Here is a 16,653-nt window from a genome sequence, read left to right on the forward strand (position 1 = left end):
GTTTTAAAACGAGAATTTTGGCTAAAATAACAGCTCTAACCTCGATTCAATACATCAACAAATTCGTGTATCAAAGAAATATCAACAATATTAAAATTCAGATTACATAATTTCACCCAACGAGTTATAGATAACATTTTGATTGCAAAAGTCTTTTTGTAAGTCTGTTGCGATAGTATTATTGATCTGGCTGGCTGATAACGGTCTAGATAGTAATGATTAAGGAAATTATGTTGCATTTGGTTAGTATGTTATCACTAGACCGGGCTAATAGTCGGATCTCTTTTGTCAATTACAACGAATGGACCCCAATCAAATCATATCTCCGCAAACCTGATAAAAGCAGATCATCATCAATCTGTTCACAATAACCTGGTGTTTTAAGTTGGATTACTCTGTTTTGGAAAACGGTAAAGATAAGGCGTTTTATGGGCAGCACTGCTGAATTTTTTTTCCGGCGCTCGAGTGCATTTAACTCCAGAATTTTTTTGGAAAGTTGTTGGCCGCAAACGATTTTTCCAGAATCGTTTCGTAAAGTTCTTTTACCTCACTCCCAAAAAAACTGTAGCTCAACGTTTTTTTCTATTGATTCAAAGCGATCGATTCTCTGCCGCAAGCTTGTTCGGGTAGCTCCAGGGCACTTTGCGAACAAATGAAAATTTTTAGTCCTTTACTAAATGCAAGCTGGTGGCGAATCGATACTGATTGCCTTGTGCAGAGTTAAGAAGCTGTAATGCTGGACAACTTGCTGACTGATGGCAAAATCGTTCCAATGATTGTAGTAATGCCTTATGGAAGCGTCCCCGTTAAAACTTTTGCAGAAGATCTTGGTAACAGTATTATTCCTTATACAGTAATATTCCTTATATGGAAAGTAATTTTAGAGCTTGAAGGATGTGTCTCATCAGGTCATTGCCTGACTTTCTATGAATGAATTAGAAGCTTTTGAAACGATGGTAAAATTTCGTGGTAAGTTTACTATGTAAATTTTATGAGTTCAGGATGGCTTGCAAACAGCCGGGATGTTTATAAAAAGGATGAAAATTGGTCAATCTTTTAATTTCGCTCAGAAAATTTTCAAATAATCTATACTTACACCTACGAATTCTTGCTTCCATGTTAGTGTCTTGTAGGAGTAAAGCGGTTCGATTTTTGATTTTTGGGCTAAATCAACAAACTTTTTGACCTAAATAGAACAAAGGGAAAGTTTTATGAATGGTACCTTTGTTTCATAGTTTAAATATTATTGAACTGGTAATCTTAATCGAATTGGTAAAGTTGCTGAATAGCTTAGATTTGATAGAGTCAATATGGACAAAGTGATAAAAGTTCCTACCTCCCTGGTTAGCGGGCCGGGACAACAGAGTACTTTAATGTTGGATGGCTGTTCGGTTATAGAGCAGTGCATACACAGCATGGAGGCCCGGGGCACTATGTATCTGGAAGAGCATTTGCTGCTGATTGTCCTGGAAGGGACTGTTACGCTGACCTATGGAAAGCAGCAGTATAAGCTTGGGCAGAACGATATGATTCTTTTAAAGAAAGCGATTTCAGTACAATATGATAAAGTAGGCAATCCAGATAATGATAACATCTATGATAGTCTGATGTTCAGCTTAAAAGATGATCTTTTAAAAACGTTTCTGGCTTCGTCAGAGGTTAAGGTACCTAAAATCGAAGGTGAGATTAAAACGGCCGTTTATCCAATGAATAAATGCCTGGTGGCTTTTGCTAATTCACTGAAGCCATACTTCTATGACGACTCCATTGTGCATCCAGGTCAATTACGATTGAAAATAATGGAATTGCTTTACGATGTTGCCGAATGTAACCGGAATATGTTTTTACAGATTCTTCAGTTACATCAGCCTGTACGGGCAGATATCCGACATGTGGTTGAGCAGCATTATGCCTCACCGGTTTCCTTATTGGAGCTAGCCTATCTTTCAGGCAGAAGTTTGTCGAGTTTTAAAAGAGATTTCCAGATGGTCTATAATACATCTCCGGCTTCGTGGATACGTGAGAAGAGACTGGAAAAAGCCAAGGATATGCTTGAAACTACCCTTATGTCTGTTTCTGACATTTGTTATACGCTCGGGTTTGAAAATGTTTCCCATTTTTCAAGGATTTTTAAACAATATCATGGTCAGGCTCCTTCCGTATTTCGGAGCTAAACATATAAATCAGATCTTATGAAGAAAATATTGGTAATCGGATCAGGCGGGCGTGTAGGTTCGGCTTTGGTTAGTAAACTGGCGGATATGGATTATTCTGTTTTGGCAGGATCAAGACATGAAAACAATGTTATCTCGACCGAAAATGTATCGCTGATCGCCTTTGATTTACTTTGGGATGTGGATCGGATGGTTGAGACGATGAAGGGAAATATTGACGCAGTTTATTTTGTAGCGGGTTCCAAAGGAAAGAATTTGCTGCAAATTGATTTGCACGGTGCAGTTAAAAGCATTCAATCCGCCGAGAAAGCAGGTATAAGCAGATTTATTTTACTCAGTTCAGTATTCGCCCTTGAACCCATTCATTGGAACGAGTCGTTCCTGAAAGATATTACAGATTACAACATCGCCAAGCATTACGCGGACCAATACCTTACGACCCGGACAAACCTGAATTACACCATTCTACAACCCGGTGCATTGAAGGAAGAAAACGGAACGGGAAAAATTACGGTAGACGTAAACGAACCATCATCAAATTCAATTGCTAATGTGGTCGAGACGCTGGTTGCCATTCTGGAAGATGATAGTACCATTGGGAAAGTGATCATGATGCATGACGGTGAGACTCCCATCAAAGAAGCACTGAAACAGGTGAAGTAATATATGCAAAATGTAAAGCATGCGGTAAAATCAAGGGCAGCGCTTACAAAATATGAAAAGACTCCAATAATTATTTTTAAAAAAGACTAACACAGATGATTGAAACCAAAGGATATGCTGCGCAGAGTCCGAACGAAGATTTATCGCCTTGGGCATTTGAACGACGGGAAGTTGGCCCTCACGACGTTCAGTTTGATATTTTATATTGCGGTGTTTGCCACTCCGATTTGCATCAGATTAATAATGACTGGTTTCCGGGCATATTCCCTATGGTGCCAGGACATGAAATCGTTGGTCGTGTAGTCAAAGTTGGTGATCATGTAAAGAAGTTTAAAGTGGGCGACCTGGCGGGAACGGGCTGCATGGTCGATTCATGCCAGGCGTGTGAAAATTGCAAAAAAGATCTTGAGCAATATTGTCTGGAAGGCAATACGCAAACCTACAACGGACTGGAACGTGATGGGAAAACACCAACGTATGGTGGATATTCCAATACCATCGTGGTGCGGGAAGAATTTGTACTGCATGTGTCTGAAAAACTTGACCTGGCTGCTGTCTCACCATTATTGTGTGCAGGTATCACCACCTATTCACCTCTGAGGCATTGGAAAGTTGGTAAAGGACATAAATTGGCGGTGCTTGGTCTTGGCGGTTTGGGGCACATGGGTGTCAAGTTTGGTGTTGCTTTTGGTGCGGAAGTAACTGTTTTGAGTACGTCACCAAAAAAAGAAGAAGATGCTAAAAGACTAGGTGCGCATCACTTTGTTGTTACCAGCGATGAGGCTCAGGTAAAGGCAGCTTTGGGGACTTTTGACTTTATTCTGGACACCGTTTCTGCCGAACACGATTTCAATATGTACCTCTCGTTGCTTCGGACCGACGGTACGCTGATTTGCGTTGGTGTTCCTTCAAAACCAGCAGAAATAGCGGCGTTTAGTTTACTTGGTGGAAGGAAAAGTATTGCTGGCTCAGGTATAGGGGGTATTGCTGAAACGCAGGAGATGCTCGATTTCTGCGCGGAGCACAACATCGTTTCCGACATTGAGCTTATTGACATGAAAGACATTCATACTGCCTACGACCGAATGGTAAAGGGCGATGTTCGTTACCGCTTTGTAATTGATATGGCAACATTGTAATCCCTATCTCAAAGACGTAGGGCCTTACCAAATTTTGGTGAGGCTTTTTTTATAAGCAGATATTTGATTCTGCTTCATTTGACCGGCACAATATCATATGCTCATGTATAAATATTACATTATTAAACTCCAAAAATTGGACCAAATAGTAAGATTATTTGAGCTGAATAGCAAACTCAGTTCCTTTCGTAAGGTGTAATTTTGTAAAACAAATAGGGGCTTTTAAACAGCTGTAAATAAAATTGTTAAGTATGTAATTGTTACAATATGATTAGTAAAATAAAACAGGTTTTAGCATTGGCATTGTTACCGTTTCTTTGGGTATCGTGCATGAGCAGTATGAATAATAATAAAACTAAAAATAACCAAACTATGGAAGTTACACAGCAGGAAAAACAAGGTATACTTCGTGCAATAGATTTTTATGTGGAGGGTGGGCGGAAAGCCAGCGGTAAAATCACAGCTGAAGCATTTTCGCCGACTGCAACAATGTCTTTTACAGAAGATGGTAAATTAAAAAGCGTACCGATTCAGGCTTTGATTGATGGTTTCGAAAAGGGTGAACCGATGGAAGCGAGTTACGAACTCACCACACTGGATGTGGCGGAAGATGTAGCTATTGTCCGGATCGAGTCTCAATTCGGGCCAGGCAAATATTCTGATATGTTTACCTTGGTCAAAGATGGTGATCAATGGAAAATAGTAAGTAAAATTTTTCACACTAAAAAGTAAAATGGATGGCCTTAAATAAGAATATAAATAGCGTTCAGGATTACGACGATGTGTTAGCCGTAGTGCAGGGATATGTCGATGGATTAAAGACAGGTGATGTGGAACAATTGAAAAAGACATTCCATAAAGATGCAATTATGTACGGCCATTTATCCGAAGGGCTTTCGGAAGGCAGCATTGAAAATTTGTACACCTATATAAATAAATTCGGTGCGGCTCCTAACATCAAAACACATTTGACGGTATTGCATAAAACACCTACCACGGCAATTGTGCGTGTTGAGATGGAAAGTGATGCCGCTGATGAGGACTTTACAGATTACCATTCATTGATCAAAGTGGATGGAGCGTGGAAGGTGGTTGCAAAGTTATTCCACCTTTATAGTAAATAAAAAACAAAATCTCAGAAGCATTATTGCAGGTTATTCATCTGCAATAATGCTTCTGTTTTATTAAAGTAAGATCATGTCAAAGTTATTTAGTCCGTTGACTATCAAATCAATATCTTTTAGAAACCGAATTGTAACCTCACCCATGTGCATGTATTCCGCGGTAGATGGTTTTGCTACCGACTGGCATATGGTCCATTACGGATCCCGCGCAATGGGGGGGGCGGGTGCAGTAATGCTTGAAGCAACAGCCGTTCGTGCTGATGGTCGTATAGGGGTTGGTGATCTGGGAATTTGGAAAGATGAGCATGTCGCCCCGCTGGCAAAAATTGCTTCATTTATTAAAAACAGTGGAAGTGTGGCGGCGATCCAGCTGGCCCACTCGGGCAGAAAAGGAAGTGCCTGGGCGATGGGGGGAGAAAGTCGTGTTCTGATGCCGGAAGACGAAGATGGCTGGCAAACCATTGCCCCTTCGGCCATTCCGTTCTCGCCGATCATGCAAACGCCTCGTGAGATGTCCCAACAGGATATTGATGAAATTAAACAATCCTTCACCGACGCGGCTCTGAGAGCATTAAAGGCTGGTTTTGAGCTGATTGAAATTCATGCTGCGCATGGTTATCTAATCAATGAATTTTTGTCTCCAATTCCCAACCGGCGTACTGATGAATATGGTGGTAGCCGAGACAACCGCGCCAGGCTTTTGTTTGAGATCATTGAGCGTGTAAAAGAGGTGTGGCCTCAGGAACTTCCAATCGCTGTACGTATATCCGTCACCGACTGGATGGAACAAGGCTGTACGAGTGATGACTCTGTTTGGTTGAGCAAAAAGCTGGCGCAAGCAGGCGTAGACATTATCGATGTTTCGAGCGGAGGAACTGTTCCTGGTGCTAAAATTGTTGCCGGTCCGGGGTATCAATTACCTTTTGCAAGTGCTATTAAACGTGAGTTGCAGGAAAGTTTGTATGTCGGTACAGTGGGCATGATTACCAACGCAGAACAAGCGGAAACGATATTGACCAACAGCGATGCTGACCTCATATTTATTGCCCGTGAATTTTTAAGAAATCCTTATTTCCCATTAGAAGCGGCGCAAAAATTAAGGTCAGAAGTTCCGGTACCAAAACAATACGAGCTGGCTTTTTAAACAACAAATTTATCGGGAATGGATCTAAGTTCTTTCAGTACAGATTATTCGTTAATCTTACTTTTATCCTTAAGCGCCCTGGCTTTTGTAGCCGGATTTATTGATGCTGTGGTAGGAGGTGGAGGCTTGATTCAAATCCCGGCTTTGCTCATCGCATTTCCGGACAAGGCGGTGGCAACGCTATTTGGCACCAATAAGATCGCCGCCATTTCCGGAACATCTGTGGCGGCGTATCAATACAGCAAACGCATCAGGTTTGATTACAGGCTGCTTATCGTTGTTAGTCTAGCTGCTTTTACAGCGTCTTTTTTAGGAGCAAAAGCCGTAAGTATGGTAAGGGCAGATATTTTACGACCAGTGATTTTGATTATTCTGATCGTGATGCTGATCTATGTTTATACAAACAAAAATCTGGGTGCGGTCCAAACCAGGGTGCTTCCATTTGCTAAACAATTGTTGCTGGGTTCATTAATGGGTCTGGTGGTTGGCTTTTACGACGGATTCTTCGGCCCGGGAACAGGTAGTTTTCTGATCCTGGGTTTTGTGGTATTGCTAAGATTTGATTTCTTAACCGCTTCCGGGTATGCAAAGCTCATCAACTGTGTCACAAATATTTCGGCATTGCTGGTTTTTATCCGGCATGGAAATTTCCTGTTGGGTATTGGCCTGATGATGGCTGTCTTTAATATTGCTGGCAACGTTATTGGAAGCAGAATGGCCTTGCGCGAAGGAAATGGATTCGTTCGAAAAATATTTTTGGTGGTTGTTTCGCTGATGATCCTTAGGTATGGCTATGATGTTTTTAGGGAGTGTTTTGTTTAGAATCTTCTTGCCCGACTGCGAAAACTTAAATTGAGTTAAAAAGATTTGGCGGACAAATACCGTACAGCAGGTGCGGCTTGCGCAAATTAGTGATCCAGATATGCGGTAGTAAATTGTCGCATGAATTAAGGTTTCTGAACGAAAATCTTAGTGTGTCAGGACATTCTTTTCGAAGGTCCGAGGCTAGACGTCACCCCTGAAGAATTTTACATGAAGGCTAAAACAGCAGTCTTCTCAACTTTCACTCAAAAGGAATTCTTTCGAAAAGCTGTCCATTTTTTTTAAATGTGTAGTTAGCAATAAATCAATCTTAATGGCATCATCAAATTGATAATTTTCAATGTAGCTCAATTTCTTTTTTTGTATATCTAATAACTCTTCTAGTATTGAAGTTAGGACAAGGTGTAGAGATTCTTTATTTAAGGGTGGGCTAATAGATTTTAATTTAGCCACCGTGTTGCCCCAATAAGTTATCTGGTGACTGGTGTCTTTTATTAATAGCTTGCACTTGACAGATAAATCCTGCTTATTAAATTCGTCCATCGTATAAACACACAATGGTGGAAGCACCATTAGATTTTTAATCTTAAATCGCCAGTTTTCAAGCAAAAATTGTAGTGTTATATTAGGGTTGTTAATTGCAATTTGTTTGAGAAGGGACATGTATATTCTTTCAAGATCAAGAACGTGTTGTTCAGAGATTGCTCTGTTGTGAGCTTCTTCACGCCTAACAATGTTTAAATCGACCATTGAATTTTCAAAATCTGTTTTGCTTTGGAATAGATGCCTGAAAGTTCCCCAATCTGCACTAATGATCTTTTTAATATCAAGTGTAAAAGCATAGTTGATCAATATCTTCCCATCAGAGCATACGGCGTCAAATTGATTTTTGTAGGTATGCTTGATAGAAGAACTCAGCTTTGGTTCAATCTTTATATCCCACCAATTTGAACCTAACTTTGTTGAATATATATTACATATCACATCGCGTAAACCATTTTCTATATCGAAAATCATCGTTTTAGCTCGCGTCAGCCGAAAATCGCTAGTGTTTTCTTGAAAGATGGTTGATTTTAACCAATCAAATGGGTTTCCGGCAGCAATAGTGGACGCTGTTGATTTTGAGCAAACAGCATACATTATCTCAACTTCATTTGCATCAAGCGCTTTGACGGCGAAAAAGTTGGTGCCAATACCTTGATAAAGCTCACCTTTGCAAGCTCCTGAAAGGTAACTCATGATAGTAGCTATCTCAGTCTTGACATCTGGTGATCGACTATATTTCGCATAAAACTCAACAAGTACGGTGTCGCCTCCATTGCTGATGCAAATATCTTTGACGTGCGTTTTCTTTCCGCCTTCGGCTAGTATATCACCGTTCTCAAGTCCAAATCTAGCAATCGAGAGGAGTTCTTCAATGCTAAAAAGAACCTTGTCCAAAGTATGAGTTTCTTTTTGTATGCAACACTTTTTATATTTTAATCCGCTTCCGCATGGACAGCTATTATTTCTTTGTGGTTTCATTTTGAAATTCTCGCAATTAATATGTGGTTTGGGAGCTATCTCGAAAGGTGTTTTTGTACTTGAAAATATCCGATGCTAAGCTTTTATTTTTATCTTTTTGAATGGAAATCACTCTTATCGCTTTCTCTTTGACATTTTGGGAGTACATTATCAGAATGGAGGTTTTCGACTCAACCCCAAGCCAACTGGCTTTTTCCTTTTATTAATAGTTTTGGTGAGTTTATTAATTCTCGTTGTATGAGTTTCGTATATGTTTCCCAATACGTATTCCAGAATTTCAAACGCATCTAAAATGTCATTTTTATTTAAGGAATCATTGTTGTGGCTTCCTGAGTTTCCAATCCACTTTATAGCCATCAATGAGTCAGCGTACTGAGGAAAGTTTGTTTTAAAGAATTCAATTCGTTGATGTAAAGAATAAGATTTTCTTTTATTAGGAGATTTGTATGTTTTTACAACTTTCAAACTGTCCATTATCTTCTCAACCACAACACGTATTTTATTTGCACACGAAGCAGTGTCCATCCAATACAAATTGAAGGCGCTAATTATTTCAATACGAATGGCCTCGGGTACCTCATCATTGACATGAAATATGTGAATTGGAGGATTGAAAGTTGTTGGGGTGAGAATTTCAAAAATATCCATTTCTGGCTCTCCGGTTACTTCGTCATAATAGTCGTGTCTTATGCATCTATAATGTCCGAGAATTCCAATTTTTTCCTTACAAGTTGAATTACTACAACTTAGTACTCCTGAAAAGCAACCCACCATCCACTCCGGCTCCCATGCTTCATGATTGTGCGCCGCCCTTGATGAAGCTTTTTCGTGAGTTTTAACTTCTTTTAAGTCGTTTGTTAAAACTCCCCGTTGACAACTTGGACAGATCCAAGCTGGAATATTATCCAACGAAAATTCATTTAAATAGGGGGTTCTTTTAATTGGCATACAGCTATCTTCAAACTAAGATTTAAATTAGCCGCAGAGCGGCTCCCTGTTTGTAGAAAGAAAGATATCAAATTTTTCGTAAACGCCCCAGCGGACCTCCTGATTGATCGCGTATTCCGAGGAGGCTGCGATGGAGGCTCACAACCATTAATTAATTTTAAGAAGCCTTTCTCCCGCTCAATCTCCGCAATTAACTCTTCCTCAGTCGGCAGATAAAGCATATACTTGGTCGCAATCAACTGCTTACTTTCATTCAAGATACTATACTTCACAACTGTTTCATCTTTCTCCGTACAAAGAATAATTTCAATTGTGGGATTGTCATCATCCTGCTTTTTCAGGTCGTCGAACATGCGAATGTACATATCCATTTGCCCGGTATCCTGGTGTGTTAGCTTGCCTGTTTTTAAATCAAAAAGAAAAAACATTTAAGAAGGTAATTGTAAAAAACCAGATCAATGTAAAAATGACTTGTTTCGGTGCTTATCCTGAATTGTCTTCCTACGAATGAAAACCCTTTCCCTAATTCGAGTAAAAACTGTTGCAAGTTTCCGATTAAAGCCTTTCCAATGTCTTGCTCCAATGCATTCATTGGTTCATGGATATTCTGGAATTCAAAAACGTATGGGTCTTCAATAAAATCATCTAAGAGAATTTTGTCGGAATTTTGATTGTGCGTGGACGCTTCTGACTTGGTTTGAGAGGAGAGCAAACGCTGATAATTATGGGCGTTGATGTTGCGCTCCAACGTCCTGACGCTCCACATTTCGTTTGTAAATTCTTGAAGGTAATAGACCCTGGCTGCCGGAATTTCTACTCTCATAATGAGCCTATTGTGGCTCCATGATAATTTGCTACACACTGTGTAGCAAATTGCTTCATCAGGATAAGTAAGATAAAATTGCCTGAAATTTCTAATATTAGCATAAGAAAAACCCTTGCCCAATTCAGCAGTGAGAGCGATGGACAGCGTTTTCAAAATTGCCTCACCATTGGCGGCTTTTTGATCTCCATTTTGCTCTTCCTGAACTATCCTTCTTCCCAATTGCCAACAGGCGACCACCATTTCACTATTTACAGCAGTATAAGTTTTTTGCCGCGCTAGCTGTAAAATTTGTACAACATCCTGTATAAAAGATGTTGCCGGAGTGTCAGATCTATCCATAGGTGTGTTAGTTTCGTATGGTTAAAATGGAAAAAGAGCTCCCTTTTCAATTGTTTCCAGTCAACCGCTCCATTAGTTAAAAAGGCAAATTATGAAAATCTCCTGGGAAGATCCGAATAATTTACGGGCGGCCCGCTTGGGGAGATGAGATGTAAGTTACCAGACGATTCCCCTTATCCATTCATAACATTGTTTCGTTCAGGATCTTTCGTTGTTAATCAGACAGCCGGTTTTCCTTTCGCCAATTCCTACTTAACACTTTTTGAAACGCTTGCAGGTTTCATGTCAGTATTAATAGGATTTAACGAAAGTGAACCGTAAAAGGGCTGTGCAACGCTCAAATCAATAAATATGTGCGTTAGTATCACCCCCGGATCGATCATGTATATTTCCAGCTTGTGTTTGCCCGGTTTCAGGTTCGGAACTTTAAAAGTACGTTTTGCCGAATTGCTCAGCACATTTTTTTTCCATTCATCACTCCGTCCAAAAGTCCGGAAATTAAAGATAGTTATGGGCCCGCCATCAATACTTACCCCGTAGCGCAGTTCAAAATTCTTGTTCAACGGATAGGTCGGTAGTGAGCTAATAGTAATGTCTGCCGGCGAATGACCGAACACATAAAAGTTGTATTCGACAGCAGGATTGCTTTTCACTTTAAGCGTGTCCAAATCGCCTTCCGCAGCTTTTTCAACCAGCGGTAATGCTTCCAGAGATTTGCCATTGGAACCCAATCCTTCAATCACATTCCAGTGCCGGGAGTTCATGTTCCTCACTGCTGAGTAGTCGGCAGCATCAATCGATAAGTAATGGGCAGTCTCCACATGTCCCTTGAAATTTTCGAGCTCCTTTACATTTGCATTATTGGCTATGACATCAAAAATATATTGGTCATCACCGCTTTCAACAATGATATTGCCTTTTAACGACTTTTGCACCGGCGCCTTATTCCAGTCAATTTCTACCCAAATACGTTGTTGGCTGTTGAGCCCGTCCGGTGTCAGTTCTCCATGACTGCTGCTTATCACAATCCATTTTTCCGACGCTTTGACGGTAAAAGCTTTTTTTAGTGGCTGTGTCAGGAAAACGTCAATAAAGTACCTCTGCTTATTCCATTTGTTGAATTCCAGAAGTTTCAAGTCATGTGCAGATGTAGAATCAACATGGCTATATCCTTCGGGAAGTGCACAAAAAGCCGGCAGATTTTTTTTTACAGGTAAATCAAAAACGGGTAAATTGAATACCGGAAGCTTGCGCGGGAACATATCCATCATGCCTTTCCATTTTCCATTGGCAAGCTTCCTATTGTAGTATAGGGTTTCCGAGGCAATTTCTTCTTGGGTCCCGCCCGACAGCGAAGCATAATGAGCGGAGCTTAGCCTTCCTTGTTTTCCATAAATGTAAGCTTTGTCGCGGAAAAGGAATTTCTTGTTTATCAATGCCGCACCTTTTACAGGGTATTCCACCAGCTCATAAAAAGCATCCTTATCTTTGGCTTGGATATTAGTGCCAATGTTCTTTACCTGTGCAAGTAATCGATCATAAGCATCTATTCTCAACTGTGCCTGATCATTGTAGTAAGTGTGATTGTACTGCGTGAAATCTATGCCGGTTGTTGGTTCAGTTCTACTCCAACCCATGTATTCCGGCTTACGTTCAAAAGCGAGATCGTAGTACTTCCAAAGGGATTGCGCAACAGATACCGACTGTTTATCTCCGAAAATCGTTGATAGCCATTTTTGTAAATGAGCCTTTGAAAAAGCTGGTTTTTCAAATGGTTCGATGTCGTAGGCCATATCCATAAAAAGCTGTGTGGCGTACTCCGCAGGTTTAATATCACCCACATTTAGAACCCAAAGCTGCCTGGCATTCAAGGTAAAAGCCTTCGTCATTTCCTCGCGCAGGTGTGCCGGGTGTGTGGTGTTGAGCCATAAATAGTCGTGAGGTCTGCCCCAATAGGAGGCATGGTAATAAACACCCGAACCGCCGGGTCTCCTGTTTTCCTCGGCATTACTCAGCCGCTGAATGTATCCGTAATTATCATCAGGCCAGACCAGCGTAATGTCTTCCGGGACTCTAAGACCTGCATCATATATTTCAAGTACTTCTTTATATGGTGTGAATACTTGCGGGACTTTGGTAATTTCCGCATTTACGTATTTTTTGAGCATATCGCGCTGCACGCGGATAATGGTGTCCATAAGTGGAACGGTTTCCGCCATTGTTTTTACACCCTCCATCGCGCCGTCGTGGATTCCACGCATTCCGGTGGTGTAAATGCCATTGATTTTGCTACTCTCTTTAATGCGGGATTCCCAGTATTCGTCTACTTTTTTCTTGTTTGTCAGGTAGTTAAAGTGTCCCATTTCTTTTTGATTCCACTCACTGACATTATTTCTAAGCATAGGCTCAGCATGAGAAGAACCCACCACGATCTGATAATCTTCCGCTGCTTTGATATTGCCAGGGTAATGGTAAAACGCTTTTGTACTCGGGTGCATGGCTGGCCAGATCAGATTGGCTTTCAAGCGAAGAAGCAGTTCAAAAACCTTCGCGTAAGTTTTCGGACCAATGTCTTTTGTATCGGGTTCAAACGTTTTTGCCGCCCATGGCTGTAATCCCCAATCTTCATCGTTAATAAAAATACCTCTAAACCTTACCGATGGCGTTTTTGAAGTAAAATCTTGACGATCTAAGGCAAGAGATTTCTGCGTTTTCGGAGTTGCATCGGCCCACCAGTACCAGGGTGTCACGCCGATTTTCCCGGAAACAGAAAAAACACCATAAGCCGTTCCCCTTGCATCACTTCCGGCAATGACCAGTGCATTGGCGATGTTCGCCGACGGTTTTGATAAAAATCTGAGAGAATAACATTCCCACTTTCCTACGATTGCAGAATCGGAAGCATTGTTTCCAAAATTCTTAACGAGCTGAGAATCATATTTACCAATGATAATGATGTTTCCTTTGGCATTTGAAATATCAGTAGAAACTTTTGGATGATATCCGCTGACTAATTCAATGTCTGAGGCAAGTAAATGGGCAGCAATGGAATCAAGTTTGAATTCCCCTTGCTGGTAGTAAATAGTGACGTTATTTTGCGCGGTAACCAATTCAAACTGCTGAGCGTTTGCAAGAACTGGCAGGCAAAATATAATCAGGATGTCAATCCTAATGAACTTAAACTGACGTTGTTTCATGATTTGTTTTTTCAAGGCGGTAAGATGTAGCATCTGGCTTCAAAGCGCAATAAATGTTGAAAGAAATGTTTTCTAGCGCGCGTTATGTTATTCCAAATTTACATTTTGAATCGCAATACCAGCATGCGTTTTTTGACTTGGATCTGCTTTTTGTGTTGGGATAATGACAATTTGTAAGGTTTCTATGTTCATTAAATCGATGTTGCCGGCCTTCAGTGTGGTATCCAGCGAATACGGTAGAAATCCCGGATATGGGCGCGGAAGGCTGATGAAGTCTGTTTTTTTAAGATCTTCCAACAATACAGCATAAGGATTATTTTCTGGTTTGATATTCATCTTAGCTCCATATACCGATCCGTCCTTACCGATTAAGGCAAGCTGTATGGTGCAGGGTTTCTCATTGAGCGCGCGGCCATGAAAAACCAATTTTGTTTTGGATAGCAAATCCGATATGCGTCCTGCAATGTTATTTTTAAAATTGTATCGCATCGCGTAGTCTTCCGCTTTTTCGGGGTTGATATTTAGTTCGGAATTTCCCGTTTCTGTCAGTGGCGTCAACCGTGAAGTTTTCAGATAGGGCCTTAGTAACTGCGCATGATCTGCCGCCGCACTGAATAGTGTTATCGGTGAGGATTTTGTCAGAATGCGCGTTTCGAACAATTTCTCCTGATCATTGTTCCCTACTTTAATGTTTTCTTGCTCAGATGGATATTGTTTTTCTACTCCGTTTTCCTTAACTAAAATGCAGTATTTAAACGCATCTCCCTTTAATAATTCTGCCGGGATACGGGCTGAAAATTGATAGCCACCGGTGTGCTCTAAGTCTATATGCACAGGCTGTGCATCTTTTACAAATAACTTAATGCTGGCAGCTTCTGGCTGTTTTAAAGAAACGATCTGTACTTTGACAGGCATACTTTCGCCTGCCGAAATCTCTTTAGCAGGCGAATGAAGCACGTACGTTTTTTGCAGGGTCGTTGCGGGTGCCACGAATTCATTCAATGTCATATTCTTCCATTTGCTGGTTGCATTCAACTTGCTCGAAACACCTTTTTTTGACAGCAAATATGTGCCTGGTGTAATGTTAAATGTCTGCTTTTGAGTATCGAAAGTTTTGGTGTCGTTTCCTTGATTTAATGGTCTGATCTCAAAATCCTCTCCCAAATCTGGCAGCCTTACCGACATAGGCCATTGACGCCAGTTGATAACGGTAAGGACTTTATCCAGGGCATTAAAGCCAAAAGGATCCTGCACCCAGATCGCATCAGGCAAAATTTCCAGTCGCCAGACTCCATTTTCAAGTTTATCCAAAAAGTAAGCGCCTGTCCCTTCGTATTTTACAACTGTGGAATTGCCTGACCCACTGATATGTTCCAATGCTTCCGTGTTTGGAGGAATAGTAGTTGTATGATTGGTATAGATAAATTTTTCTTTCGTGACCATTTCTGCAAGATCCTGCCCGTAACTAACCCTGAAATCACCAAAAGATGTATCTGCGGGGAATTTGCCAAAGTCTTTATAAAGCGGAATATTGTGAAAAACCTCAGATGCGATTTTAAGACTGAGCGCTTTCTGCGGCGTGTAAATCAGGTTCATGTAATGCGTGTCATACTCCGTATTGGCGTATGCGAAGAAGGTTGGGTCATAGGCAAAGTGTGTGGCGAGCTGCATACCGGCTGTGCGGAAACTGCGGGCCATCGCCGGATATATGTAAGACCGCCCAACATCAGCAGCATCAAATTCATAGACGATCTTCGCCATTTGTTTGAACCTCGGATTGGCTGCAAATGGAATTTTGTAATCGTCCACATTTGGCAGCAAATTTCCCATTATTTCATGCTTAGCCTGCAAACCTGTAGGATACCATTGAAATGTACCACCTTGAATATCAGCATCGAAATAGCCTTGCGCCAGGTGAATGCTGTGGCTGATGTTGTAAAAGACAGGCTTTTTACAACCTGTCTTCCGCATAGAGCTAACCATTCCATTGATAAATGCTGTTACATCGCTGGCTTTTCCGCCATGCTGTGGCTCGTTACTGATTTCAAAAGCGATTAGGTCCGGTTCGTTTTTGTAAGCCACGCCAGTGTAAGGATTGACGTGATTCAGGAACTGAGACAAATAATTTTGTTGCGCCTTAATGGCATCGGGATTGGTCAGACAAGCTGCTTTACCATACTTTCTTGAAAATCCCGGTGTTTTTTCATCCTTTTCCGGCCATCCGTTTCCCCAGTATGCAATGGGCGTCAGCACAAACCTGATGCCGCGATCTTTCATCTTTTTTAATGCATAATCCAGTAATTTCAAATGCTCATTTTCTAGCAGATTACCCAGTGTATCACTTATTTCCGTGTCCCAAACATGAACACGGTACAGATCAAAACCCAGCCGGGAGAAATGGTAAACATCATCGTCAATGGCCTTTTCCGGAGATACATTCAGTTGCTTCGCTACGCGGTAAGCATATGCAAAAGGAACCGTGTAATTCACACCAAACCCTTTTACTTCCTCTTTCGTATTACCCCAACGCATCACGCCGTCCTTATCGACATACACGTCGTTAGACTTTTGCGAATAAGCGACTGGTTTGACAAAAAAAATGAGAAGTAGAAAGGTAAGAACAAGCTTCATATTTTATGAAAAAGTTAAGTGGTTTAGGATTTGTCAATTATAGTCGTGTGCTGTCATTTGTGGTTAGGGTTTGTCATTCGTGCTAAACACAACACTTGACAATTCCTGACCACAAATGACTT

Annotated in this window: 12 protein-coding genes and 2 pseudogenes; 9 read left to right on the forward strand and 5 right to left on the reverse strand. The window is 41.0% G+C overall.

Annotated features, from left to right (window positions below):
* From L0657_RS26860 to L0657_RS26900, 9 genes and pseudogenes are all read left to right on the forward strand, one after another.
* Positions 1-110 (forward strand): annotated as a pseudogene (locus L0657_RS26860) (IS982 family transposase); the annotation flags it as partial.
* Between the two features lie 623 nt (positions 111-733).
* Positions 734-934 carry a hypothetical protein gene (locus L0657_RS26865; protein WP_235153954.1) on the forward strand — a complete coding sequence of 67 codons (201 nt, stop codon included), beginning with the start codon at positions 734-736 and terminating at the stop codon, positions 932-934.
* 376 nt (positions 935-1,310) lie between these two features.
* The gene (locus tag L0657_RS26870) at positions 1,311-2,174 is read left to right on the forward strand and encodes an AraC family transcriptional regulator (protein ID WP_235153955.1); all 864 of its coding nucleotides are present in this window, start codon (positions 1,311-1,313) and stop codon (positions 2,172-2,174) included.
* 18 nt (positions 2,175-2,192) lie between these two features.
* Positions 2,193-2,837: an NAD(P)H-binding protein gene (locus tag L0657_RS26875; RefSeq protein ID WP_235153956.1), complete on the forward strand. Its 645-nt coding sequence runs from the start codon at positions 2,193-2,195 to the stop codon at positions 2,835-2,837.
* A 95-nt stretch (positions 2,838-2,932) separates the two neighbouring features.
* A complete protein-coding gene (locus L0657_RS26880) occupies positions 2,933-3,976 on the forward strand; it encodes an NAD(P)-dependent alcohol dehydrogenase (protein WP_235153957.1) in 1,044 nt (347 codons plus the stop codon).
* Positions 3,977-4,348: 372 nt separating this feature from the next.
* On the forward strand, positions 4,349-4,708 hold the full coding sequence (locus L0657_RS26885; RefSeq protein ID WP_235153958.1) for a nuclear transport factor 2 family protein: 360 nt from the start codon (positions 4,349-4,351) through the stop codon (positions 4,706-4,708).
* A gap of 5 nt (positions 4,709-4,713) precedes the next feature.
* Positions 4,714-5,100 carry a nuclear transport factor 2 family protein gene (locus tag L0657_RS26890; protein WP_235153959.1) on the forward strand — a complete coding sequence of 129 codons (387 nt, stop codon included), beginning with the start codon at positions 4,714-4,716 and terminating at the stop codon, positions 5,098-5,100.
* A 73-nt stretch (positions 5,101-5,173) separates the two neighbouring features.
* Positions 5,174-6,244 (forward strand): NADH:flavin oxidoreductase/NADH oxidase, encoded by a 1,071-nt coding sequence (locus L0657_RS26895; RefSeq protein WP_235153960.1) that lies wholly within the window; start codon positions 5,174-5,176, stop codon positions 6,242-6,244.
* Between the two features lie 18 nt (positions 6,245-6,262).
* On the forward strand, positions 6,263-7,066 hold the full coding sequence (locus L0657_RS26900) for a TSUP family transporter (RefSeq protein WP_235153961.1): 804 nt from the start codon (positions 6,263-6,265) through the stop codon (positions 7,064-7,066).
* Between the two features lie 234 nt (positions 7,067-7,300).
* On the opposite strand, the gene L0657_RS26905 is transcribed toward L0657_RS26900, so the two are convergent.
* From L0657_RS26905 to L0657_RS26930, 5 genes and pseudogenes are all read right to left on the reverse strand, one after another.
* On the reverse strand, positions 7,301-8,590 hold the full coding sequence (locus L0657_RS26905; RefSeq protein ID WP_235153962.1) for a YecA family protein: 1,290 nt from the start codon (positions 8,588-8,590) through the stop codon (positions 7,301-7,303).
* A gap of 150 nt (positions 8,591-8,740) precedes the next feature.
* On the reverse strand, positions 8,741-9,538 hold the full coding sequence (locus L0657_RS26910) for a DUF4145 domain-containing protein (protein ID WP_235153963.1): 798 nt from the start codon (positions 9,536-9,538) through the stop codon (positions 8,741-8,743).
* Positions 9,511-10,703 (reverse strand): annotated as a pseudogene (locus L0657_RS28230) (YhcG family protein). The gene L0657_RS26910 and the pseudogene L0657_RS28230 overlap by 28 nt, the downstream one beginning before the upstream one ends.
* Before the next feature lie 248 nt (positions 10,704-10,951).
* Positions 10,952-13,900, reverse strand: coding sequence for a glycosyl hydrolase 115 family protein (locus tag L0657_RS26925; protein ID WP_235153966.1), 2,949 nt, complete (start codon positions 13,898-13,900; stop codon positions 10,952-10,954).
* Positions 13,901-13,987: 87 nt separating this feature from the next.
* The gene (locus L0657_RS26930) at positions 13,988-16,531 is read right to left on the reverse strand and encodes a membrane or secreted protein (protein WP_235153967.1); all 2,544 of its coding nucleotides are present in this window, start codon (positions 16,529-16,531) and stop codon (positions 13,988-13,990) included.
* Positions 16,532-16,653: the final 122 nt, after the last annotated feature.

The sequence above is a fragment of the Dyadobacter sp. CY345 genome, assembly GCF_021502725.1.
In the GTDB taxonomy this organism is placed as follows: domain Bacteria; phylum Bacteroidota; class Bacteroidia; order Cytophagales; family Spirosomataceae; genus Dyadobacter.